The sequence below is a fragment of the Hydrotalea flava genome, assembly GCF_001623405.1.
GTDB lineage: Bacteria > Bacteroidota > Bacteroidia > Chitinophagales > Chitinophagaceae > Hydrotalea > Hydrotalea flava.
In genome coordinates, this window is record NZ_LUHG01000087.1 from 47,992 (window position 1) to 73,235 (window position 25,244).

Genomic DNA, 25,244 nt, shown 5'->3' on the forward strand with positions numbered 1-25,244 from the left:
TGGCCAATACTTACACCTCCTCCCTGTAACCTTTCTTCCCTTCATACGTTTCACTAATAACATTTGTTGAAAGTAATGTTTGTTTTATGTATTAACTTGTATAAAAATAATATTATATGAAGCAAGTATGGATTGTATTGGGATTATTGTTAGTGGGCATATATGCCAAGGCGCAACCCAAAAATTTTATTGACCAGCCCTATCTGGAAGTAAACGGTACGGCCGATAGCTTAGTAACACCCAATGAAATTTTTATCCGGTTTACCATTAATGAAAAAGATACCAAAAACAAAGTATCGTTGGAAGATCAGGAAAAAGCCCTGTTCCAGGCTTTACAACAGTTGGGCATTGACGCAGCCAAAAATTTAACGGTGAATGATATGGCCAGCAATTTTCAATACTATTTTCTCCGCGGAAAAGATGTTGTAAAATCAAGGAATTATTTGTTGAAGGTAACCACTGTTATGGAAGCAGGTAATGTATTTGTAACATTGGAACAATTGGGTATTGCCAATGCAGGTATTGACCATGTAGATCATTCCGGATTGGAATCCATTCGCAATGCCATGCGCATCAAAGCAGTACAAAATGCACACCAAAGGGCTATTGCATTAACGGCACCATTGCACCAAAGCCCTGGCCCCGCTATTTATATTGGTGATGAAGAACGCTATGTGCAACCCTATGACAAGCAGGCACCCCGCCTGATGCTGGCCAATGTAATGGAAAAAACTGCCGATTCGCAGCCCGAAATCAGCTTTGAAAAAATAAAAGTTTCGGCCAATATTATGGTGCGTTTTGTGCTGAACAAATAAAGGTAAGGGGTAATCCGTTTACCGATTTTTATATAGAGGTTTTACCTATTCTACCTACTACATAAATGTTTATGGCAAATATTTGGGTATATGAAGAAGGCAGGGAATGCCAAGCCCTTACCATAGGATTGGTGTGTAACGAGCGTGGCGGACTGGCCACCAGTTTAAACATAATAGCTATGCAGTTGCCGCAATTGGCCGGGCCCACACTTTCTGGTGGTTATTCAGTTCAGGTAATCTTGGTTTACTCTTTTATGCCGGCGGGGGTTTGCCAGGCTATTTATTTGGTGTTGTACAGCCGGTTTTTCAGGAAACAAAATAAGCCCGGAGCTAAGGAATGAGCCATGATTGTACATCGGCAGTATACATTTTTGTTAATACACTGTTAAATTAGAACATGGTTGTTTGGAGGATAAAAGACTTCAAATTTCCGCCAGATTGAGGAGATAGTTTTACGCTTCAACAAAATAAAACAGTATGAAAACGTATGTAATGTCAGTAGCATTTTTAGTGTTTACTGCAGTAAGTTGTTTGGCTCAGGATTTAAAAAAATCGGAAGTACCTCAGCAGGTACAAAATGCTTGTGCCCAAAAGTTTTCCGAATCAAGCCATGCAAAAATTGCATGGGAAAAAGAAAAAGGCAATTATGAAGCCAACTGGGGTGGTCGCTCTGGCGAAGACAACTCGGCGCTGTTTACTCCGGCCGGTGTGTTTATTGAAATTGTAAAAGCCATACCGGTAAGTCAGTTGCCCGCTGGCGTTACTCAGTACGTGCAGGCACATGAACATGGTGCAAAGATTAAAGAAGCCGGTTTGGTTACCGATGCTAAGGGTGTGGTAACTTATGAAGCAGAGATTCGGGGAAAAGATTTGATTTTTGACAAGTCAGGAAAGTTTATCAAGGCTGATTAGCTCTGCCGTTTAAAAGTTGAAATCATCATTGAACCGTCTGTACCTTTTTTTACAGGCGGTTTTGTTTGGCGGGATTGGTTAATTTCGATATTGGTGAAACTTATAGTATTTTTTTCTATCATTAAATAATTGCCGTTTATGTCCAAAAAATTAATCAGTTCCGGCTCGCTATATGAAGCACAAATGAGCTATTCCAGAGCCGTAGTGGCAGCACCTTTTATTTTTGTATCGGGCACCACTGGTTTTAATTATGCTACCATGACTATTGCCGATGATATTGTTGCCCAAACAGAACAAACTTTTTTGAATATTGAAAATGCCCTGCAACAGGCCGGTGCCTCATTGCAGGATGTAGTGCAGGTACGGTATATATTACCCGATGCCGCTTTGTTTACATTGTGCCAACCGGTATTGCAAAAATATTTTGGCAATGTAAAACCTGCTGCCACACTAATGCAAGCCGGTTTATTAGATCAGCGTATGCTGATAGAAATTGAAGTGGTGGCGGCTATTCCTGTATAATTTGAAGCAATGACAGAAATAACCGTTTCAGCTTAATTTAAATAAAACCCTTTTAGAATTGTAGTAACTTACCCGCATATTTAAAACGATTGTATGAAATTTGTTCAACTTTTTTTTGTTGCAATTGCCTTGTTATTAACGCATATTTTTATTGCGTGGATGCCACATAACAGTGGATGGCATGTTTTATTTAATGGTAAAAATTTGGATGGATGGGATACTTATATTGCCCCGCCGATTAATTCGGATGGTAAACTTTTAAGCAGTGTGCCCGTTGGCCTGAACCATGACCCGCAACAGGTATTTTCAGTAGTGCCTATGGATGGCGAAAAGGTAATTCGTATATCAGGTCAACAATGGGGTGCTGTTATTACCCAAAAAGAATACAGCAATTTTCATTTGCAATTGAAATTTAAATGGGGGCATTTATTATGGGGGCAGAAACGTGGAAAGAAAATGGATAGTGGTATTTTGTATTTTTCAGTAGGCGAAAATGGTGCGGATGCAGGTGCCTGGATGCGCTCTCAGGAGTTTCAGGTAGAACAGGGTAATTGTGGCGATTACTGGGGAGTGGCCGGCGCTGCTGAAAGTATTCCTGTTACTAAAATGAATGACAGTGTGTATGTGTATAATCCGAAAGGGCAAATACTGACATTTAGTGCCAACAGTAAAAATGGCCGGCATTGTGTAAAGCGAAGTGATGCGGAAAATAAAACAGGCGAATGGAATACTCTCGATTTATATTGCCATGGCGATACAAGTGTGCATGTGGTGAACGGAAAGGTAATGATGGTTTTATACCATTCTGCACAAAACAACAATGGACAAATGCTTCCCCTTACAAAAGGCAAAATTCAAATACAATCTGAAGGCGCTGAAATATATTATAAAGATATTTGGATTAAATCGATTGCATCATTACCGGAACGACTGTTACAATAATCCCTTTTTCGGCATTTAAATTCTATGGTTTGAGTGTTTACAATACATAATATTTTTTACATTTTTTGTTATGGAAAAGTAATGTGTTATATTTTAATGCAGGAACTTCCTTTGTAATATAAATGAAATTTATATGTAATGTATTTAACGGTTTATTTCTGCCCGAATCTCCTTATTATAAGATAAGTAAATCTTTGTGCAAAATGCATAAAATTATTCTTGGTATTTTACCTTCCATCTTGTTTTCCTCATGTCTGTTCGCACAGGCTGCTACACATCGTTTGCCTTTTGAAGATAGCACACTGCATCATCAGGCCAATTATACAGTAATGCCGTATAACCGGTTAATTCAATCTGCAGGTAAAGTCATCACCTATGGCGATCCCAATTTAGAGAACCATACATTAGATTTGTGTGCACTGCCCGAGAAGCAGCATGTTGTAATAGAAGATCGGTATGGCATAGCGGTGATGGATTTACGTAGCCATACAATAGTAGCACGTTTTAGCTTTACTGCTGAAAAAGAATGGCAACCTTTTGTAAGTACTTACTCAGGCATTACTGCCTATACGCTGAATGGTAAAACCATGATAAGCTGGGGAGCTGCATCGCCCGATACGCATGCCTCTGTCATTATGTTGGCAGAATGGGATGGGAAGAACCTGCAAAATATTTCGGGTATTACTATACCCGCCATTGCACCTGCTGCCATGGCATTACCCAATCAAATAGTAACGAATGAAGAGCAGGGTAACCTGTATTTTTATGTAGTATTAAATGGCAACAATCAATTATTAAAAATCAATGCCACCACGCGGCAAATTGTATGGGCTGCCAACACGGGTGTTGCACCTTATGGGGTATGTATTATAAACAATAAAGCCTATGTTACCAATTGGGCCGGCCCGTTGGTAACCGATACTACCCGTGAAACCGCAAGTACACCCTGGGGTAGTGCCTACACCAATCCTGTTACCGGAGCAACGGCCAATGGCAGCTTGTCGGTTCTTAACCTGCAAGATGGTAGCCTGCAAAACGAAATATTATTAGGCCTGCATCCCAATGCCATTATTAAAAGTCCTGATAGTCAATGGCTGTACGTTGCCAATGCCAATAGCGATGCTATCAGCGTGGTAAATGTAGCAACTGAAAAAGTAGTGAATACCATTGCCACCGGATTATTCAAGCAGTACTTTGGCAGCAGTCCTATTGCATTGTGTACAGATGCATCAGGCAAAACCTTGTATGTAGCCAATGCCATGGATAATGCCATTGCTGTTATTCACTTAAATGCAAATGAGGGCAAATTTGTAAAAGCAAATATAGTTGGGTACATTCCCACGGAGGCTTATCCTTCCGGCATATTGTTGATGAATCATCAGTTATATGTTACCAATTTAGAAGCCAAAGGCGCAAATGTTTTATCGCCCGCCAAATCACTTAAACAGTCCGATGGTTTCGTTCCACAGGCGTTTACCATTCACAAACAGTTGGCATCATTCAGTATTATTCCATTACCCAATACAGTCCAACTCAATACTTATACCCAAAAAGTAAAGCAACTCAATTTAATAAACCGCACTATGCAAGCTTATGGTACTCCACGAAAAAATAGAACACCGGCACCCGTTCCGGAAAGAATGGGAGAGCCATCGGTTTTTAAACATGTGGTGTACATTATTAAAGAAAACAAAACCTACGATCAGGTAATGGGTGATGTGGCTAAAGGCCGTGGCGATGAGCAGCTATGTATTTATGGAAAAGAGATAACCCCTAATCAGCATCAACTGGCGAATGATTTTTGTTTATTGGATAATTATTATGCATCCGGCAAATCATCGGCAGAAGGGCATCAATGGACGGATGCAGGCATGGTATCTGATTATGTAGAACGCAATGTCAGAGCCTGGTTTAGAAGTTATCCGCACAGGCAGGATGATGCTTTGGTGTACAATAAAAATGGTTTTATCTGGAATGTGGCCTTAGATCACGGGAAAAAAGTACGGGTATATGGGGAAGCCTGCTTAAGCCATTATAATACCCAACTAAACTGGTTTGATATTTATGAACAATATAAAAAAGAAGGAAAGTTTACCGTTATCAATACCACCACCATTGGCAGGTTAAGGCCCATTATTGCCCCGGATTATCCGGATTGCGATAATATTAGTTTAACCGACCAAATACGGGCCGATGTATTTATAAAAGAATGGAAAGCATTTGAAGCAGAACTCGGCGACCAACTGCCCGATTTAACGGTACTCTCTCTTCCGAATAATCATACCGCCGGTTTGCATAGTAATTATCCAACACCCAGAGCCATGGTAGCCGATAATGATTGGGCATTGGGCCGCATCATTGAAACCATTACCCATAGCCGTTTTTGGGATTCAACCGTTGTATTTGTAACAGAAGATGATTCGCAATCGGGATGGGATCATATTTCCTCTTACAGAACTGTTTGCCAGGTGATTAGTCCGTATTCGGTTACCGGCAAAACCATTCATACACAATACAATCAAACCGCTATGCTGCGCACGATTGAACAAATTTTAGGTTTACCACCCATGAATGTGATAGATGCTACCGCATTACCCATGTTTGATTGCTTTACACCAGTAAAAAAAGCCTATCAATATACTGTCATCCCCAATAAAATACCTTTAGATGAGCGAAATAAACCGGTTGCGCAATTAAAAGGGCCGGCTAAACACTATGCCCAATTATCAGAAAAAGTGTTTTATGATGTAGATGGGGGTGATGATGCCCTAATGAATAAAATTTTATGGTTTGATGCAAAGGGGTTGGCACCTTATCCTGCATCAAATACACCGAAGTTGCAACAATAAGAGTATAGTGCATAAATGAAACAGGCAAATACTTTTCTGGATTTGTGATAACATAAGGGCATTGATTTTTATCAAGCTTCTTTCTTATCCATTGTCAATATACAGGCGTTCTTGTTTCAGTAATTTTGTGTATTCATTTTTCATATGACAACTTATACTACCTTTCAACACATGCTGCAAACCTTTCCGGAACAGGAATCCTTGATGCCGGTATTCTTTATAGGCCATGGTTCGCCCATGAATGGCATTGAAACCAATATATTCAGCCAAAATTGGGCTGATATGGCAAAGCATATTCCCTTACCTAAAGCCATCATCGTTATATCTGCCCACTGGCAAACAAAAGGAACTCAAATTACGGCAATGGATTTTCCACCCACCATACACGATTTTGGTGGTTTTCCTGAAGCATTGTATCAGGTGCAATATCCAGCACCCGGTCAAACACAGTTGGCAGAAGTTACCAAACATCTTGTAAAAAGTACCGAAATTGGCTTAGACCATGAATGGGGTTTAGACCATGGGGCATGGACGGTGCTGCGGCACATGTATCCGCAGGCCAATATTCCCGTGCTACAGTTAAGTATTGATTACACTAAAGATGCCCGATATCATTTTGAATTAGCGAAAGAATTACAAGCATTACGCAAAAGAGGTGTATTAATGATAGGCAGCGGCAATATGGTACATAACCTGCGTATGGTAAACTGGCAAAAGTTGAATGAGCCGGGTTTTGCCTATGACTGGGCAACAGAAATAAATGAAACTTTTAAAACACTGATTTTACAAAACAATGCATCCGTATTAATTCATTATGAACAATTGGGAACAGCTGCGCGATTAGCCATACCTACACCCGAACATTATATTCCGCTGATGTATACCATGGGTTTACGCAATGATAATGATGCCACCATGCTTTTCAATGACCAGGCTATTGGCGGCTCATTAACCATGACTTCCGTAAAATTGGGGTAATATTTTCTTTTGCAATTGGAATAACATTGGTTTATTCGGAAGTCCAATCTTCCAATTCAATTTTCTCCAATCGTTCAAAGTCACTTCCAATTAAGTTAATATTGATATCAGCAGGTTTCATAATTCTATGGATGTTTTACTTACAAATGTAACTAAAATGTACCTGTAAGTATATGTTTCCTGAATCCTCTTTATTGTGCTGCAATCTTGTTTTAAAATTGCCGATTTATTAAAAAAAGCATCCTTTTGTGTTCGATTACCTTTCAATGAACCTAGTTTAACAAACTGAGAAATTCACAAAAAAAATTTGAAAACACATGTTAAATGTTGTATATTTAATATTCAACGTCAAATCGGTATCTCATTATTTAAGTTTCATTGGTTTAGTAATTTTACAATATGCATCAACCTATAAAAGTTATTATCACCGGAGCAACAGGTATGGTGGGTGAAGGTGTATTACACGAGTGTTTACAATCTGAGGCAGTTACATCAGTACTTATTATTAATAGGCGCCCAAGTGGTAGGGTGCATTCTAAATTAACCGAAATAGTGCATGAAAATTTTATGGATGTAACACCCTTAATGCAGGCAGTAAGCGGATATGATGCCTGCTTTTTCTGTTTAGGTGTTTCATCGATGGGTAAGAAAGAAACCCAATACTATAGACTTACCTATAATTTAACCATTGGCTTTGCCCGTTTACTCAGTGCTCAAAATCCGGGTATAACATTCTGCTATGTTTCCGGCGCAGGTACCGATAGCTCAGAAAAAGGCAGGTTGATGTGGGCCCGAGTAAAAGGCAAAACAGAAAATGCTTTGTTGCAAATGCCGTTTAAAGCCGTGTTTTTATTTCGCCCGGCTATTATTACACCAACAAAGGGATTAAAAAACACGTTAAAGCTGTACCATTATTTCGGCTGGTTAATACCCATATTTAGATGGCTCATGCCCAACAGTATTTGTTCGTTGAGTGCCATAGGCCGGGCCATGATTCAGGTGGCAATAGCCGGCAATGAAAAAAAGGTATTAGAGGTAAGGGATATTAAACAATTAGCAGCATCATATCATAAAACTTAGTACCATTTATTCTACGTTGCCTTTCTTAATATTAGGCAAGCACAACTGAGAAGGAGAAGCAGATCAGTACAGTTCAATTTGAATCATTAAGTTGATTTGGTTTTCAAATGTTGCAAAATGGTATCCTCAATCACTTTGGGGAAATGGGCATATTCTAAAGCATGTACTTTTTGTGCAATTTGTTCGGGAGTATCTGTAGGCGCCACTGAACAGGTAGTCTGGAAAATGGGAGGACCATCATCATAATGTTCATTCACAAAATGAATGGTAATACCGGTTACCGATTCGCCTGCCTCGGCAATAGCTTGGTGTACTTTAATGCCATACATGCCTTTACCCCCATATTTGGGTAACAAGGCAGGGTGAATGTTGATGATGCGATGGGGAAAAGCTTCAATCAGCCGAAGCGGCACTTTCCATAAAAAACCGGCTAAAATAATCCAGTGGATGCCATAGGCTTGTATTTCAGAAACATAGCCATCTGTTTTTTGGAATCTTTCTTTTTCAATCAATAAAACAGGAATTTGGTGTTGACGGGCAATTTGAATAACACCGGCATTGGGATTATTGGTAACAATTAATTGTATGGTAATAAAAGGGTGCTGCTGAAAATAGTGTATTAAATTAGCCGTATTGGAACCTGTACCTGAGGCAAAAATAGCCAGTTTCTGTTGAGGGTAAGATAGGGTCATTATGGGTTGAAAGTTTTAATGATGATTTGAATAGGGTAAAATAAGTTGTAGGGTATGGGGTATAAGATGGCAAAAATCTGATTAATTTTTTAAATAGAAGCAGCCTTGTTGGGTACACAAATTTGTTGATGAAAGGATGTATTAAAAAGAAATAAAAATGGAACAATTCTTTGAAAGCCGCGCCATTACTGACTAAAATTTTTTTTTAAACATTGAGTTTTTGTCAGCCCCGTGTCATATTTTTGCACTCGTTTAAGGATATTTTTCCACATTAGACCAATCAGATTGTGAATATGATACCTCATCGCATGATAATCCGAACTGTTGTCGCAGGAATTTTTGTTGTTTTTTTGTTTGCATTCGGCGGTAATTTAAAAGCCCAGGATGGAAAATCACTATTTAGCCAAAATTGCGCATCCTGCCATGCCATTGATAAAAAGTTAGTAGGTCCTGCACTGATGGGTGTAGAAGACAGGTGGCCTAATAAGAAACACTTATACGAGTGGATTCGGAACAATCAGGCCTTCTTAAAAACAGGTGATCCTTATGCCAACAAGTTGTATAATGAATACAACAAAACAGCCATGAACCTGTTTCCGCAATTAACAGATGCTGAAATTGGGGCTATTTTAAAATATATATCTGATTATAAACCTGCTACCCCGCAAGCTGCAGGGGGTACAGCTACACAACCGGCTGCCGATAGCGATAATACCTTATTATTTGGTATTTTAACCCTGATATTGGCTGTTATTGCCTTCACCTTAATGCAAGTAAACAGCAACCTCAAAAAATTAACCGACAATAAAGAAGGTATTGAATCGCCAGAGCCGGTCCCTTTCTGGAAAAACAGAACTTATATTGCTTTTGTAACCATCTTACTTTTTTTGGTAGGGGGTTATTTAACTACCAAGGGGGCTATTGGGTTAGGCCGTAACATTAATTATGAGCCCAAGCAACCTATTTTCTATTCACACAAAGTGCATGCAGGCATTAACCAGATTAACTGTTTGTATTGCCATAGTGGAGCATTAGACAGTAAATATTCTAATGTGCCTTCTGTAAATGTTTGTATGAACTGCCACATGGCCATTAATGAATACAAAGGGGAAAAATTATATACTGCCGATGGTGATGAAGTAAACGGTACCGAAGAAATTAAAAAATTATACGAATACGCCAACTTTACACCCGGCCAGCCTTGGGATGCCAGCAAAGCAAAACCCATTGAATGGACCAAGATACACATGTTGCCTGCCCACGTATATTTTAACCACTCACAACATACCCGTGTAGGTAAAGTACAATGTCAAATTTGTCATGGTGAAATCAATAAAATGGATGAAGTAAAACAGGTTTCTGAATTGAGCATGGGCTGGTGTATTAACTGTCACCGCACCACACAGGTTCAGTTTAAAGACAATGGATTTTACAGCATTTATGAAAAATACCATCAGGATTTAAAAGATGGTAAATTAGATAGTACCAAGGGCGTAACTGTAGAAATGATTGGTGGTACCGAATGTCAAAAATGTCACTATTAAAATAAAGTTTCAAAAGTATTGTTGGCTGTATCGATACGAAAGTTTGATATAGTTAAACCGCATCAACGAAAAAATGTAGAGTGCCTGTTTTAGGCAATTTTACACCTAACAAAACAAATTATGGAGCAAAAAAAACACTGGCAAAGTTTTGGAGAGTTGAATAATTCTGAAGGTTATCAGCAATCAGCAAAAGACGAGTTCCGGGAAAATTTACCCGTGTGGGAAGATGATAAAGGTTTGTTTGATGCCACCACTCCCCGTAGAGATTTCTTAAAATATTTGGGTTTTAGTACTGCAGCAGCCATGGTAGCTGCCAGTTGTGAGGTGCCCGTTAAAAAAATTATTCCTTTTGCCAATAAACCGGAAGATGTAATACCCGGAGTAGCCAACTATTATGCTACTACCTATTTACAGGATGGTGAAGCGGTAAGTGTGGTGGCAAAAGTTAGAGATGGTCGTCCTATTAAGTTGGAGGGCAATGAATTAAGCCCCATTACCAAAGGCGGAACTTCTGCCAGGGTACAATCATCTGTACTGGATTTGTATGATACTGCCCGTTTACGTTTCCCAACCATTGATGGTAAAGAAACAACTTTCGAAAATATGGATGGTGCTATTGCCAATGCAATGGGTTCGTTGGGTGGTGCACCCGTGGTTATTTTAACCAGTTCGGTGGTGTCTCCTTCTTCAAAAGAAGTGATTAACCAATTCATTGCCAGACATCCGGGTTCTCGTCAGGTAACTTACGATGCTATTTCATATAGTGGTATGTTACTGGCCAATGAAGCTACTTATGGCAAAAAAGCCATTCCTTCTTATCGTTTCGATAATGCCAAAGTAATTGTAAGTCTGGGTGCAGATTTTTTGGGTACCTGGTTAAGCCCCATTGAATTTGCTAAGCAATACTCAAAAAATAAAAAAATCAATGAAAAGGCACCGGCCATGAGCAAACATTTTCATTTTGAAAGTGTGGCTAGCTTAACCGGTTCTAATGCCGATGAGCGTTACCTGCATCGTCCATCTGAAACAGGTGCCGTTGCGGTAGCTTTACTCAATGCCATCAATGGTCAGGCCGTAAATTTGAGTGACGCTGCTTTAAAAGAAGGAATTAAAAACGCAGCAGCAGCGCTGATAGCCAATAAAGGCAATGCCCTTGTGGTAAGCGGCAGTAACGATGTAAACGTACAAATAGTAGTAAACGCCATTAATGAGGCATTACAATCGGGAGGTAAAACCATCGATTGGTCCAGTACCTATAATACCTATCAGGGTGTTGATACCGATTTTGCCCGTTTGGTAGAAGATATGAATGCCGGAAGTGTAGGTGCTTTATTGATTATTGGCCCCAATCCTGCGTATACCTGGTTCGATAGCAGCCGCTTTGTGGCCGGCATGAAGAAAGTAAAATTTGCCGTTTCATTCAGTCCTAAAAATGATGAAACTACTCAATTGTGTAAATATGTAATTCCCAATCACCACTTCTTAGAAAGCTGGGGCGATGCGGAACCCAAAACAGGTTATTATTCTTTATTACAACCTACTATTTATCCATTATTCAAAACCCGCCAATGGCAGGATAGCCTGTTAAAATGGAGTGGCGCCACTACCGATTATTTAGGCTTTTTGAAAACTTACTGGAGTGCTAAAGCCGGTGGTGAAAATGGATGGAATAAGGCCTTGCAGGATGGTGTACTGAATCCAGTTACAGAACCCGCCATGTTGGGTGCCGCATTTAACAGTGGTGCCGTAAGTGGTGCATTGGCAGCCATTGCTGCCAATAAAAAAGGCGGAAAAGTGGAAGTGGTACTTTATCAAAAAGTAAGCATGGGTGCCGGTCAAACCGCCTCTAATCCCTGGTTACAGGAAATGCCCGATCCAATTACCCGTGCTACCTGGGATAATTATGTAATGATGTCTCCGGCCATGGCCAGAACATTGTTAAATATTGATTTGAATATTGCCCGTGAAGCCGATAATTATGAAGTAACCCCCGAAAAACCGGTGGTAAAAGTAACGGCTAACGGAAAAAGCGTAACATTACCCGTTTTAATTATACCGGGAGTGCATCCTGATACCATTGGTATTGCAGTAGGTTACGGCCGTACTAAAGAAATTGGTAAAGCTGCTGAAGGAATCGGACAAAATGTATTTCCATTTACCAACATGAGCGGCACTACTTTAAGTTATGCTGTGATAGATGCTACGGTTGAAAAAACCGGTAATACTTATCCGGTAGCTTTAATGCAAACGCACAATGTGTATGATACCCCACAGGGCAAACGTACCGAAGTGATGAAAGAATTAACTTTAAGTGCATTTAAAAAAGATCCGGAAGAAATTATTAATGACCGCGAAAAAGAATTAGCTCCTTTCGGTGGATTAAAAGATTACGAAAAAGAAGGAACCATTTATCCTTATTTCGATAAACCTGGAATTCACTGGGGCATGAGTGTGGATTTAAATTCCTGTACCGGTTGTGGAGCCTGCGTAATTGCCTGCCATGCAGAAAACAATGTACCGGTGGTAGGCAAGCCGGAGGTATTGCGTTTTCATGATATGCACTGGTTAAGAATTGACCGTTATTACAGTGGCAATCCCGATAATCCGAAAGTGGTATTCCAACCTTTAATGTGCCAGCAGTGCGATAATGCGCCTTGCGAAAATGTGTGCCCGGTAGGTGCTACCAACCATAGCAGTGAAGGATTGAACCAAATGGCTTATAACAGATGTATTGGAACCAGGTATTGCGCCAATAACTGTCCTTATAAAGTGCGCCGTTTTAACTGGGCCGATTATACAGGTTCAGACAGCTTCCCCGACAATCAGAAGGGTATTGTGAATGATGTGGTATTGATGATGAATGATGGTTTATCTCGCATGGTATTGAATCCGGATGTAACCGTTCGTGCCCGTGGTGTAATGGAAAAATGTACCTTCTGCGTACAAAGGTTACAGGATGGAAAATTAAAAGCCAAGAAAGAAAGCAGGCCTTTAATTACCGGCGAAGACAATAAATGGGATGTAAAAACTGCTTGTCAACAGGCTTGTCCTACTGATGCTATTGTATTTGGTAATGTAAACGATTCACATAGTGCCATTACCATTACCCGTCAGGAGAATAAGTTACGACTCTTCAAATCATTAGAGCAATTGCACGTATTGCCGAACGTAAATTATTTGGCGAAAGTGCGCAATGTTGAAGAAGAGGCTATTGAAAAAGCAGAAGGATAAGATGGATTGTTTCAGCAAATTGAAATAAGGTATACTTTGAAAATGTAAACACAGTTCTCAGAAATTAATTTCTGGAACATTAAACAGTAAGAAGAAATGCATTTAAAGTACGAATCACAATTAAGAGAGCCGTTGGTATATGGTAGGAAAACCTACCATGATGTTACGGAAGAAATTATTCGCCCCATTGAGGCAAAGCCGGGTAAGCTTTGGTATGTTGGATTTTATACTGCCGTGGCATTACTGCTGTTTGGGGTATATAGCGTATACAGGGATGTTACATATGGTATTGGCCAATGGAACCTGAATAAAACCGTAGGTTGGGGTTGGGATATTACCAACTTCGTATGGTGGGTAGGTATTGGTCATGCCGGTACATTGATTTCTGCCATTCTATTACTGTTTCGTCAGGGCTGGCGTACAGGTGTAAACCGTGCTGCGGAAGCAATGACCATTTTTGCAGTAATGTGTGCCGGACAGTTCCCCATCTTCCACATGGGTCGTGTATGGTTGGCGTTCTTCATTATGCCTTATCCCAATACAAGAGGTCCGGTTTGGGTAAACTTCAACTCTCCTTTGTTGTGGGACGTATTTGCGATTTCTACTTATTTCACCGTATCTGTTTTATTCTGGTACAGTGGTTTAATACCTGATATGGCAACCGTACGCGACAGGGCTAAAACAAAATTGCGTAAATATTTATATGGCGTTGCTGCCTTTGGCTGGACAGGTTCTACCAAACACTGGCAGAGAATCGAATCTTTATCATTGGTATTGGCCGGCTTGGCTACACCGCTGGTACTTTCAGTACACACCATTGTATCTATGGACTTTGCCACCTCTGTTATTCCAGGCTGGCATACCACCATCTTCCCGCCCTATTTTGTGGCTGGTGCGGTATTCTCGGGTTTTGCCATGACACAATCGCTGCTGCTGGTGGTAAGAAAAGTATATCATTTAGAAGACTATATTACAATTGGCCACATTGAAGCCATGAATAAAATTATTGTTCTAACCGGCTCTATTGTAGGGGTAGCATATTTAACCGAATTGTTCATGGGTTGGTATAGCCAAAGCAAATATGAAGGGTATACTTTCTGGTACAGCAGAGCTAACTTATTTAGTCCTTATGGCTGGAGCTACTGGGGTATGATGACTTGCAACGTTATGGTGCCTCAAATATTCTGGTTACGTAAAGCAAGAAGAAATTTGTTTATCACCTTCTTTATTTCTGTTTTGGTAAATGTGGGTATGTGGTTTGAGCGATTTGTAATTATTGTAACTTCCATTTATAGAGATTATTTGCCTTCTTCATGGTCTGTTTATTACAGTCCAACAATTTGGGAAATTGGCTTCTATTTGGGAACATTTGGCTTGTTCTTCACCTGCTTCTTCTTATTTAGTAAATATGCACCGGTAATTGCCGTTCATGAAATTAAATATGTTTTGAAGACCAGTGGAGAAAGCTATAAAAACACAATGGGTGCTATTGAAAGAGAGCCGGTGGAAGAATTTGCACATGAATATGCGCATTAATGAGGAATGAACAGAAAGCAATTGTGTGAATAAATTATTGAAGACCTAAATTCATAATATGGCAAAAAAGAAATTTGTTGTAGGCTGTTTTGATAATGAGGAAGTGTTATTCCCTGCTGTAAAAAAAGTACGTACAGCCGGTTATAAAATCAGAGATGTGTACACCCCTTTTCCGGTACATGGCTTAGACCATGCCTTGGGTTTAAGAGAAACCAGTTTGCATACTGCCGGTTTTATTTACGGAATTACCGGAACTGCCACAGCTTTGGGTGGTATTAGCTGGATATTAACATACGACTGGCCATTGAATATTGGCGGAAAGCCCCATTTTGCGTTACCGGCATGGATACCCATTACTTTTGAGTTAACGGTATTATTTGCTGCAGTAGGTATGGTATATACTTTCTGTTATTTATGCCAGTTGGCTCCATTTGTAAAAAAACACCATTTCCATCCCCGGGCAACCGACGACTTATTTGTGATGGTAATTGAGTGCACAGATAAAACCAATATAGATGATTTAAAAGGATTCTTAACTAATAATGGCGCTGTTGAAACAGATGTACAGGTGGCTGAAGAAGGCTGGTGGTGGGGTCGTTATGATAAAGACGACGAAAAAACATTAGAAAAAGAAATTGTTGCTGCTTAACTTAATTTGAATTGATTTACAATGAAAAAACTATCTATTTTAATCGTTTTATTCTCTGCAACTGCTGTTTTATTCAGTTGCAGTGATATTAAGCGCAAACCCAACCGTATTTATATGCCTGATATGTTTTACAGCCGGGCTTATCAAACATATACTGATCATAGTAATTTAACCAAAGAAGGGATTTTTTACAATGAAAAGCCCGTAGTTGGAACCATTGCCCGCGGCGAAGATATGCCTTTCCCTTTGGCCAAAGATGCGCCGGGCGATACCACCAACTATGCTGCTTCCAAACTGATTAAAAGCCCCATTGACTCTTTAACACCGGCACAGTATGTAGAAACAGAAAGACTTTTCTTGGTGAATTGCGCCATTTGTCACGGACCAAAATTAGATGGAAATGGTCCACTCTATAAAGGTGGTGAAGGCCCATATCCTGCTAAGCCGGCTCAATTGGTAGGCGATACTAAATATGAAGCCATGCCAGAAGGGCAAATGTTTTATTCCGTTGAATATGGTAAGAACTTAATGGGTAGCTATGCTTCTCAGTTAAGCAGGCAACAACGTTGGCAAATTATTCGTTACATTAAAATGAAGCAGGCCGAAGGCAAAGCAAATACTGCTACGGCAAGTAAATAATTAAATTGATACTGCATCCATCAAAATAATAAATGAGTTACAATGGCAGAACAAACTTTAGATTTTAAAGAGCAATTCGAGGTTCCTTCAAAAATGAAAACATGGTCCTATGCCTTAATAGGAATAGGCTTGTTGGCCTTTATTATCGGATTGTTTACAAAAGGTACCGGAACCAATGAAGAAAAAGCCATATTCATGGGTACCATTATGTACAATACCATTTTCTGGACCATGGTATGTAATGCCGCTATGTTTTTTATTTGTGCTACTACTTTGGCCATGGGCGGTTGGCAAATGACTTTTAGAAGAGTGGCTGAAGCTATTTCAACCCTTGTACCTGTATTTGGTATTATTACTTTAGTGGTATTGTTTTATATTGTATTTACCGGCAACCACGAAATTTATCATTGGTTAGATGCCAAACAAGTAGCTGCTGATGAAATATTAAAAGGAAAATCAGGTTTTTTAAATGTAAAATTCTTCGTAATCTGGTCTATACTCACTGTTGGTTTATGGAGCTTATTAGGTTGGAGAATGCGTAAAATTAGCAGCGAGGCTGATCTTGAACCCATGGATTTTAATACCGGCAATGCCTATGTTTGGAAAAATACTGTAACTGCCGGTTTATTTATTGTATGGTTTGCATTAACGGTAGGTTCTACTTTACCTTGGTTGTGGTTAATGAGTATTGATGCACATTGGTACAGTACCATGTATAGCTGGTACGTTTTTGCCAGCACTTTTGTATCGGGTGTAGCATTAATTACATTGTGGGTGATCTATTTAAAAAACAAGGGCTATTTGGAATATACCAATCAGGAGCACTTGCACGATTTGGGTAAATTTATTTTTGCATTTTCTATTTTTTGGACTTATTTATGGTTCTCACAATACATGCTGATTTGGTACTCTAACCAACCGGAAGAAACCGTTTACTTTAAAGGAAGAGTACAAGGACCCTATAAAGGCATCTTTTTCTTAAACATTATTATCAATTTCATTTGTCCACTCTTAATTTTGATGAAGCGTTCTGCAAAAAGAAACTATACTTTAATGACTTTTATGGCGGTATTGATTCTTTTTGGACACTGGATAGATTTTTACCAAATGGTAATGCCCGGCATTAGCAAAGACCATGTTTCTTTAGGCTGGTTCGATTTTGGTATCCTGGCTTTGTTTATTGGCTTAATGATTCATTTTGTTGGAAAAGCTCTGGCTTCAAAACCATTGATCGCAAAATACAATCCCTTCCTGAAAGAAAGTATTGTACACCATACGTAGAAAGACATTAATAATATTGAAACGAATTGAAATTTTAATTGTAGTGTTATGACAATCTTTTTAACGATAGCAGTAATTGTGTTGGTGTTTTTGGTAATTTTTCAAATTGCCAAAGCCAGTGAGTATGTGGGCATTTTAAAAGGCGAAAAAGAAACACGCCAACAAGCCAATAAAATTAATGGCTTTTTGATGGTGGGTTTTTTAGTATTGGGGTTAATAGGTTTATACTGGTGTAATGAATTGTTGTTCAAAAAAACATTATTAGAGCATCCCTCTGCCAGTGTGCAGGGCGAAAAAGTAGACTCCATTTTATGGATTACTTTAATTATAACAGGTGTTGTTTTCTTAATAACTCAAATTTTATTATTCTGGTTCTCATTCCGTTACCAGGAAAAAGAAAACAATACACCTTTCTTTTTTCCGCATAATAATAAATTAGAAGTGTTATGGACAGTGGTACCTGCCATTGTTTTAACCGTATTGGTAATTATAGGCTTAAGAGATTGGTTTTATTTTACTGGGGATGCCCCTAAAAATGCAATGGTAGTTGAAATTACCGGCAAACAATTTGGCTGGATTTTTCGCTATCCGGGCGAAGATGGCATTTTAGGTAAAAAATATTACAAAGAAATAGATCCTGCTACCAATTCATTAGGGTTGGTATGGAAAAATGACAGCACCTTGCATTTGAAAGATGACCCGGCTACCCATGATGATATTGTGATGGAACAAACGTTATATCTGGTGAAAGGTAAACCGGTTAAGTTTATTATTGGCTCAAGAGATGTGATTCATGATGTAGGATTACCCCAGTTTCGTTTAAAAATGGATGCGGTTCCCGGTATACCCACTACTATGTGGTTAACACCTAAATATACCACGGAAGAAATGCGTAAAATAATGGATAATCCTAATTTTGATTACGAAATTGCCTGTGATCAGTTGTGTGGTAACGGCCATTATTCCATGAAAGGAATTATTAAAGTGGTAAGTCAGGAAGATTTTGATGTTTGGATGGCGAAACAAAAACCGTATTATTACCTTGCTTTCCCAGACAAAGATCCGGATAATAAAAAAACTGACAGCACTGCTAAGCCTACCATGGCTGCCGGGCAACTAATGAATAAAGCAGTGGCTAAAAATTAATGTTTATAGAACCGAATTGTTTGAATTGTTGTTAAAGAAGAACTTTTAAAACTGTAAAGTTATGAGTAACGAAATTGCACTGGGAGCCGGCGCCGGACTTAGCACCGAATTAGCATCCGAGCATCATGAACATCATGAACACCATCAGTCGTTTATTACAAAGTACATTTTTAGTACCGACCATAAAATGATTTCTAAACAGTTCCTGATTACAGGTATTATTTGGGCATTCCTGGGTGGATTAATGAGCGTATTATTCCGATTACAATTGGGTTATCCTGATTCACATTTTTACTGGTTGCAGGATGTTTTGGGAAAATTTTGGGTAGAAGATGGCCGTATTACCCCACAGGCTTACTATGCTTTGGTTACCATACATGGAACCGTGATGGTTTTCTTTGTATTAACTGCCGGCCTTAGCGGTACTTTTGCCAACTTTTTAATACCACTGCAAATTGGTGCCCGTGATATGGCTTCGCCCTTTATGAATATGTTGTCTTATTGGTTCTTTTTAGCAGCCGGGCTTGTTATGCTTTCTTCACTTTTTGTTGAAACCGGTCCATTTAGTGGCGGTTGGGTGGCCTATGCGCCATTGAGTGCTTTGCGCGATGCATCACCCGGTTCTAAATCTGGTATGGATCTGTGGCTAATTTCTATTATTTTATTTGTGGTATCCTCACTTCTCGGTGGGCTAAATTATATAGCTACGATCTTAAACATGAGAACCAAAGGTATGAGCATGACCAGGTTGCCCTTAACTATCTGGGCATTATTTTTTACTGCTGTTATTGGCGTACTTTCTTTTCCCGTTTTATTTTCCGGCTTCATATTATTGATTTTCGACAGAAACTTTGGTACCAGCTTTTATTTATCCGATATATTTATCAATGGGGTAGGAGCTTTGCCCAATGAGGGGGGTACCGCCATTTTATACCAGCATTTATTCTGGTTCCTGGGCCATCCTGAAGTATATATTGTATTATTACCTGCAATGGGTATGGCTTCTGAAATTATGTCGGTAAACGCACGAAAACCCATTTTTGGCTACATGGCCATGATTGGTTCTTTGTTTGCCATATGTATACTTTCATTCTTAGTATGGGCGCACCACATGTTCGTATCCGGATTAAATCCTTTTGTGGGCTCTGTTTTCGTACTCTTAACCTTATTGATTGCGGTACCTTCTGCTATTAAAGTATTTAACTGGTTAACTACTTTGTGGCGTGGTAATATTCGCTTTACGCCTGGCATGTTGTTTACCATAGGTTTTGTTAGTTTGTTTATTTCAGGCGGATTAACCGGTATTTGGCTGGGCGATTCTGCATTAGATATTCACTTACACGATACTTATTTTGTAATTGCACACTTTCACTTAGTAATGGGCGTGGCTTCTATGTTTGGTATGTTTGCCGGTATTTACCACTGGTTCCCTAAAATGTATGGTCGTTACATGAACAATACATTGGCATATATCCATTTCTGGATTACATTGGCCGGTGCTTATCTGATTTTCTGGCCCATGCACTATGAAGGTTTAGCCGGTATGCCTCGTCGTTATTATGATTACAGCAGCTGGGAAAGTTTCAAACAATTTGCAGAATTAAACAGGTTTATCAGCACAGTTGTAATCATCACTTTTGCTACACAACTTTTATTCATCTTTAATTTCTTCTATTCCATTTTCAAGGGAAGAAAAGTAACCACTAAAAATCCATGGGGCGCCAATACATTGGAATGGACAACTCCAATTAATCCCGGACACGGTAACTGGGAAGGAGAAATTCCGGAAGTACACCGTTGGGCTTATGATTATAACAAAGATGGAAGAGAGTTTATTCCACAAACAGAACCTGTTGGAGCGGATGAATCGCAGCATTAATTTTGAATAACTTAGTGAAGTAACTATCTCGGCTTCACCTAAAATATGTGCAATGCCCTGAGATGTCAGGGCATTGGCTTTTACTAAAATGAACATGACTAAAACCATTGATACATCTACTTCTGTTTCATTTGCACTGGTAGCCAAAGTGAAGGATTATTTTCAATTAATGAAATTTACCCTCAGCTTTACTGTCGTGTTTTCCTGTGTTATCTGTTACCTGATGGCGCCAAAAGTAGTTGTATATAATTGGGGCATGATTGTTTTATTGTTTGTTGCCGGCTTATTGATTACTGGAAGCGCAAATGCCATTAATCAGGCAGTTGAAAAAGATACCGATGCCTTAATGAAGCGTACTTTAAAAAGACCGGTTGCCAGTGGCAGAATGCGTGCTGAAGAGGCTTATATCTTCGCTTTCATCAGTGGGGTAATTGGAGTGGCTATGATGTGGTATTTTTTTAATTTGTCATCTGCATTGTTATCTGCTTTCAGCTTGTTTTTATATGCCTTTATTTATACGCCATTAAAAAAAGTGAATTCCATTGCAGTTTTAATTGGCGGTTTTCCGGGTGCATTGCCCTGTTTAATTGGATGGGTTGCCGGACAAGATGCTTTTACAGCCGGAGGATGGGTTTTATTTACCATTCAGTTTTTGTGGCAGTTCCCGCATTTTTGGGCCATTGCCTGGGTAGCACATAACGATTATTCAAAAGCAGGGTTTAAACTGTTGCCCAACGAAAAAGGACCTACAAAATATACAGCGCTTCAAACTATCATGTACAGTGTGCTCATGATTCCGGTGGGTTTATTGCCGGCATATTTAAATATGTCGGGCCAGGTGAGTATGTGGATTTTATTAGCCTGCAACTTGTTCATGGTGTTTCAGTCGGTTCGGTTGTACAGAGAAATGACTGTAAAAGCAGCACGTAGAGTAATGTTTAGTAGTTATATTTATTTACCGATTGTATTATTTGCATTATTAGCCGATAAAATACCCGGCGCATAAAATTATTTATTGTATACCTAAATTGAATATGTGATGATGGCAGTAACAGAAACATCTAACCGTAGTAAAAAAATACATCCCCATAAATTTTTAATGTGGATGGGCATTGGCAGCATTTGTATGATGTTTGCCGGATTAACCAGTGCATATATCGTAAAAAGAAATCAGGCCAATTGGGAAGATGTGCAACTATCGCCGGTATTCCTCTATTCAACCTTCGTTATTATAATTAGTAGTATTACCATGTATCTGGCATTAAGGGCTTTTAAAGCCAGGCAAATGCTGCAATACAAAAACTTAATAACCATTACGGTTATATTGGGGCTGGTATTTGCTTATTTGCAGTATATAGGTTTTAAAGGAATGGCCAATCATGGGGTTTTATTAATAGGCCCGGGCAGTAATGCAGCAGCTTCCTTTCTGGTAGTAATTATTGGATTGCACGTGCTGCATGTGTTGGGTGGGGTGGTTGCATTACTCATCACCTTCTTCAGGGCATTCAGAACAAAAGTAAAATCTTATAGCCCGGTTCCCATTGAAATAGTAAGTACTTACTGGCATTTTGTAGATATACTTTGGATTTATTTGTATATATTTCTGTATGTAGCCAGATAAGTGGTTTAAAAAATATGCAATTTGTGCACGATTTTTAAACATTAGCCAATAAATTTGCGAACGTAATTTAAGAAACCAACATGTCAACAACAACAGCAACTGCAACAACCAAGTGGTGGAGTGGCGGTAAAAGCCCCTTCAACGTAGAGTATGGTAAAATTATGATGTGGTATTTTTTAATGAGTGACACATTTACGTTTGGTGCCTTACTCATTTCTTATGGAACCACCCGTTTTGCAACCCAGGGATGGCCTGACCCCAATCATGTGTTTAATTCTTTTCCCGGCTTAGGTAGCGGTTACCCATTGCTGTTTGTTAGTTTAATGACATTTATTTTGATTCTAAGTTCTGTTACCATGGTATTGGCGGTACAGGCAGGACAAAACATGAATAAAAAAGGCGTTGTCATTAATTTAATATTTACCATTATTGGCGGTTTGGCATTTTTAAGTTGTCAGGCATGGGAGTGGACACACTTATTTCACGAAGGTGCCTGGTGGGGCCGTAATCCGTTCATAAATGCCGACGGGACACAATCAACCACTAACTTTACTAATTTCTTTTTTACCATTACCGGGTTTCATGGTTTTCATGTATTTAGTGGGGTGGTTATTAATGTGATTATGCTGATTATGGCATTAAATAATACATTTGAAAAGAAAGGCCATTATTTAATGATTGAAAAAGCTGGCTTATACTGGCACTTTGTAGATTTGGTGTGGGTATTTGTATTTACCTGTTTTTATCTGGTATAATCAATTGAATTCATTATCAAAAAATAATTATATGGAAGATTTAAGAATATTAGATGATGCTCATGCAGTAGCAGCCCGTAAAGAAGTGTACAGGGTAACTATTATTTTGAGTGTGCTTACCATTATTGAATTAGCATTGGGTTATTCAATGGTAAATATGTCTGAGCAAAGTTTCTCACGGCACTTGATCAAAGGAATAATTTTGATTTTGATGCTGGCAAAAGCTTTTTACATTGTAGCTTATTTCATGCACTTAAAACATGAAATCAGAAATTTAATCATGACCATTGTATTGCCTTTGGGCTTGTTCATTTGGTTTATCATTGCTTTTTTGGCCGATGGTAACTCTTTCAGAGAATTACGCAATAAATATGCACCTTACGATCAGGAGAGCAATATTCCGGTACAACAAAAAGTACATGGTGAACACGAAAAAGGAACCATTGAATTGAAAAAAGCGGTAGAGTAATTTGAAGCGATAGAATAAGATTGTTATATTTTTTTAACACCTATTTTAGCAACCATTGTCTACCAGCAATGGTTGTTTCATTTATACAACATTACCTTTGCACCATGAATAAAAAAGCCATTTTGGCACTGCTAATAGCTATACTCATTCCGTTGGTTAGCTATTTAATGTTGAAATCTTTCAGCGATAAGGCAGTAGTAATGCCCAGAAAATTATTGTTAGACAGTGTTGCTACCCGAATTGTGAATGGGAAAGAGGTTACTGACAGTTTTTGGCATCACACGGCCAATATTACATTAGTTAATCAGTTGGGCGATACCGTGAGTTTGTACGATAAACCCGGTAAAATAACGGTATTGGATTTCTTTTTTACCAGATGTCCATATCCCTGTCCGGTATTAACCCGTAACATGTGCAAATTACAACAGTCATTTTCTAATTATGAAGAAGGCAGAAAGGTGGTAGACTCTTCAATTGTACAGTTTATTTCTTTTTCAGTAGATCCGGAAAGAGATAGTGTACAGGCATTAAAAGCCTATGCCAATCAATATGGCGTAAATCCGGATAACTGGTGGATGCTAACCGGTCCGAAAAAGAAAATTTATGATTTTGCTTTCGATGAATTAAAGATAGGATTAATTGACGGGCACAATGTAGATACTGCTTTTTTACATACACCCTCTTTTATTTTATTAGATAAAAATTATATTGTTCGTGGTTTATATGATGGAAGAGATACGGTGGCATTGGGTAAACTGGCTAAAGATATTGGGTTATTGATGTTAGAAAAAGACAAATCGCAAAAAAGTGAGGTGTTTGCTTCTATTATTGCATTAAAATGGCTTTGGGTAATTATAGTGTTGATGATCATCATCTTTGTATATGCTTTAACCAGAAAATCCGGTATTCCCAAACAAAACACCTAATTTTTTCGTTTATAGCTGAAAATTCAATTTAAAAATGTTAAGTGCAATTATCAAAAAAAATGATAAACAGGCAAAACTGCTGATTGGTGTATTTTCCTTTGTAGTATTTGCTGCAGTAGTATTGCTGAGTAATTTTAAATTAACGGTTAACCTTGGTTTTAATGTTCATTTATTTGCTGCTTTTAATGCCATAGTCAATACCATTATTGCAATATTGCTTATTGTAGCATTGGTAGCAGTAAAAACAAAACATTATTTATTACACAAGAAATTAATGATCACAGCACTTATACTCTCTGTGTTGTTTTTGGTTAGTTATATTGCGCATCATCTGTTGGCCGGCGAAACAAAATTTGGAGGCACCGGTTCTATTAAGGTTATATATCTGTTTATTTTATTTACCCATATTTTTCTGGCTGCCATTATATTGCCCTTCATTTTATTTACCGCTTACCGGGCTTTAACTGCCGAGTTTTCATTGCATAAAAAATTGGCCCGTTATACCTGGCCGCTGTGGCTGTATGTGGCGGTTACCGGCCCTATTGTGTACTTGTTTATTAGTCCTTATTACCAATAAACTACACAATATCTAATTCAATGGAAGGGTCCCAGAAATGGCATTTGAAATTTACAACGCAATCATCAATTACGCTTGAGTTTGACACCTGCTTTTTCAAAATCTTCTATAACTCAATAGGGTCTTTGGGTGCTGATGGATTTCAAAAAAAATGTAGTGAGCCAACATTTATCCACATTGCATACGGGCTTTTGAGTTGCT

At 38.8% G+C, this 25,244-nt stretch carries 23 protein-coding genes; 22 read left to right on the top strand and 1 reads right to left on the bottom strand.

Features of this window, described 5'->3' with window-relative positions; genetic code table 11:
* Positions 1 to 116 precede the first annotated feature (116 nt).
* The 8 genes from A0F92_RS10305 to A0F92_RS10340 all read left to right on the top strand — a co-directional run bounded on the left by A0F92_RS10305 (position 117) and on the right by A0F92_RS10340 (position 8,098).
* Positions 117 to 815: an SIMPL domain-containing protein gene (locus tag A0F92_RS10305; RefSeq protein ID WP_068245316.1), complete on the top strand. Its 699-nt coding sequence runs from the start codon at positions 117 to 119 to the stop codon at positions 813 to 815.
* Positions 816 to 886: 71 nt separating this feature from the next.
* Entirely contained in the window at positions 887 to 1,156 is a 270-nt protein-coding gene (locus A0F92_RS10310) for a hypothetical protein (protein ID WP_167517016.1), read from the top strand.
* A gap of 136 nt (positions 1,157 to 1,292) precedes the next feature.
* Complete coding sequence (locus A0F92_RS10315) at positions 1,293 to 1,727, top strand: PepSY-like domain-containing protein (RefSeq protein ID WP_167517017.1); 435 nt, start codon at positions 1,293 to 1,295, stop codon at positions 1,725 to 1,727.
* Positions 1,728 to 1,865: 138 nt separating this feature from the next.
* Positions 1,866 to 2,249, top strand: coding sequence for a RidA family protein (locus tag A0F92_RS10320; protein ID WP_068245322.1), 384 nt, complete (start codon positions 1,866 to 1,868; stop codon positions 2,247 to 2,249).
* A gap of 93 nt (positions 2,250 to 2,342) precedes the next feature.
* Entirely contained in the window at positions 2,343 to 3,191 is an 849-nt protein-coding gene (locus A0F92_RS10325) for a 3-keto-disaccharide hydrolase (RefSeq protein WP_068245325.1), read from the top strand.
* Positions 3,192 to 3,394: 203 nt separating this feature from the next.
* Complete coding sequence (locus tag A0F92_RS10330) at positions 3,395 to 6,040, top strand: alkaline phosphatase family protein (protein ID WP_068245395.1); 2,646 nt, start codon at positions 3,395 to 3,397, stop codon at positions 6,038 to 6,040.
* A 144-nt stretch (positions 6,041 to 6,184) separates the two neighbouring features.
* The gene (ygiD, locus tag A0F92_RS10335; protein WP_068245328.1) at positions 6,185 to 7,018 is read left to right on the top strand and encodes a 4,5-DOPA-extradiol-dioxygenase; all 834 of its coding nucleotides are present in this window, start codon (positions 6,185 to 6,187) and stop codon (positions 7,016 to 7,018) included.
* A 399-nt stretch (positions 7,019 to 7,417) separates the two neighbouring features.
* The gene (locus A0F92_RS10340) at positions 7,418 to 8,098 is read left to right on the top strand and encodes an NAD-dependent epimerase/dehydratase family protein (RefSeq protein WP_068245331.1); all 681 of its coding nucleotides are present in this window, start codon (positions 7,418 to 7,420) and stop codon (positions 8,096 to 8,098) included.
* Positions 8,099 to 8,184: 86 nt separating this feature from the next.
* Here the strand turns inward: A0F92_RS10340 and purN are convergent, their stop codons facing one another.
* On the bottom strand, positions 8,185 to 8,790 hold the full coding sequence (gene purN, locus A0F92_RS10345) for a phosphoribosylglycinamide formyltransferase (protein WP_068245334.1): 606 nt from the start codon (positions 8,788 to 8,790) through the stop codon (positions 8,185 to 8,187).
* Positions 8,791 to 9,098: 308 nt separating this feature from the next.
* Between purN and A0F92_RS10350 the strand changes: the two genes are divergently transcribed.
* From A0F92_RS10350 to A0F92_RS10415, 14 genes are all read left to right on the top strand, one after another.
* Positions 9,099 to 10,334 (top strand): c-type cytochrome, encoded by a 1,236-nt coding sequence (locus tag A0F92_RS10350; protein WP_253810351.1) that lies wholly within the window; start codon positions 9,099 to 9,101, stop codon positions 10,332 to 10,334.
* Between the two features lie 120 nt (positions 10,335 to 10,454).
* Entirely contained in the window at positions 10,455 to 13,565 is a 3,111-nt protein-coding gene (locus tag A0F92_RS10355) for a TAT-variant-translocated molybdopterin oxidoreductase (protein WP_068245340.1), read from the top strand.
* Between the two features lie 96 nt (positions 13,566 to 13,661).
* A complete protein-coding gene (nrfD, locus tag A0F92_RS10360; RefSeq protein ID WP_068245343.1) occupies positions 13,662 to 15,101 on the top strand; it encodes an NrfD/PsrC family molybdoenzyme membrane anchor subunit in 1,440 nt (479 codons plus the stop codon).
* Between the two features lie 58 nt (positions 15,102 to 15,159).
* Positions 15,160 to 15,750 (top strand): DUF3341 domain-containing protein, encoded by a 591-nt coding sequence (locus A0F92_RS10365; RefSeq protein WP_068245346.1) that lies wholly within the window; start codon positions 15,160 to 15,162, stop codon positions 15,748 to 15,750.
* 21 nt (positions 15,751 to 15,771) lie between these two features.
* Complete coding sequence (locus tag A0F92_RS10370; protein ID WP_068245349.1) at positions 15,772 to 16,389, top strand: c-type cytochrome; 618 nt, start codon at positions 15,772 to 15,774, stop codon at positions 16,387 to 16,389.
* Positions 16,390 to 16,431: 42 nt separating this feature from the next.
* Positions 16,432 to 17,670 carry a quinol:cytochrome C oxidoreductase gene (locus A0F92_RS10375; RefSeq protein WP_253810353.1) on the top strand — a complete coding sequence of 413 codons (1,239 nt, stop codon included), beginning with the start codon at positions 16,432 to 16,434 and terminating at the stop codon, positions 17,668 to 17,670.
* A gap of 48 nt (positions 17,671 to 17,718) precedes the next feature.
* On the top strand, positions 17,719 to 18,816 hold the full coding sequence (locus A0F92_RS10380; RefSeq protein ID WP_068245352.1) for a cytochrome c oxidase subunit II: 1,098 nt from the start codon (positions 17,719 to 17,721) through the stop codon (positions 18,814 to 18,816).
* 61 nt (positions 18,817 to 18,877) lie between these two features.
* Positions 18,878 to 20,695 (top strand): cytochrome c oxidase subunit I, encoded by a 1,818-nt coding sequence (locus tag A0F92_RS10385; protein ID WP_068245355.1) that lies wholly within the window; start codon positions 18,878 to 18,880, stop codon positions 20,693 to 20,695.
* A 94-nt stretch (positions 20,696 to 20,789) separates the two neighbouring features.
* Positions 20,790 to 21,701 carry a heme o synthase gene (gene cyoE / locus A0F92_RS10390; protein WP_068245358.1) on the top strand — a complete coding sequence of 304 codons (912 nt, stop codon included), beginning with the start codon at positions 20,790 to 20,792 and terminating at the stop codon, positions 21,699 to 21,701.
* Between the two features lie 33 nt (positions 21,702 to 21,734).
* Entirely contained in the window at positions 21,735 to 22,316 is a 582-nt protein-coding gene (locus tag A0F92_RS10395; RefSeq protein WP_253810355.1) for a cytochrome c oxidase subunit 3, read from the top strand.
* Positions 22,317 to 22,396: 80 nt separating this feature from the next.
* Positions 22,397 to 23,071 (top strand): cytochrome c oxidase subunit 3, encoded by a 675-nt coding sequence (locus A0F92_RS10400; RefSeq protein ID WP_068245365.1) that lies wholly within the window; start codon positions 22,397 to 22,399, stop codon positions 23,069 to 23,071.
* A 31-nt stretch (positions 23,072 to 23,102) separates the two neighbouring features.
* A complete protein-coding gene (locus A0F92_RS10405) occupies positions 23,103 to 23,540 on the top strand; it encodes a cytochrome C oxidase subunit IV family protein (RefSeq protein ID WP_068245402.1) in 438 nt (145 codons plus the stop codon).
* 104 nt (positions 23,541 to 23,644) lie between these two features.
* Positions 23,645 to 24,466, top strand: coding sequence for an SCO family protein (locus A0F92_RS10410; protein WP_068245368.1), 822 nt, complete (start codon positions 23,645 to 23,647; stop codon positions 24,464 to 24,466).
* A 34-nt stretch (positions 24,467 to 24,500) separates the two neighbouring features.
* Complete coding sequence (locus tag A0F92_RS10415) at positions 24,501 to 25,043, top strand: DUF420 domain-containing protein (protein ID WP_068245371.1); 543 nt, start codon at positions 24,501 to 24,503, stop codon at positions 25,041 to 25,043.
* Positions 25,044 to 25,244: the final 201 nt, after the last annotated feature.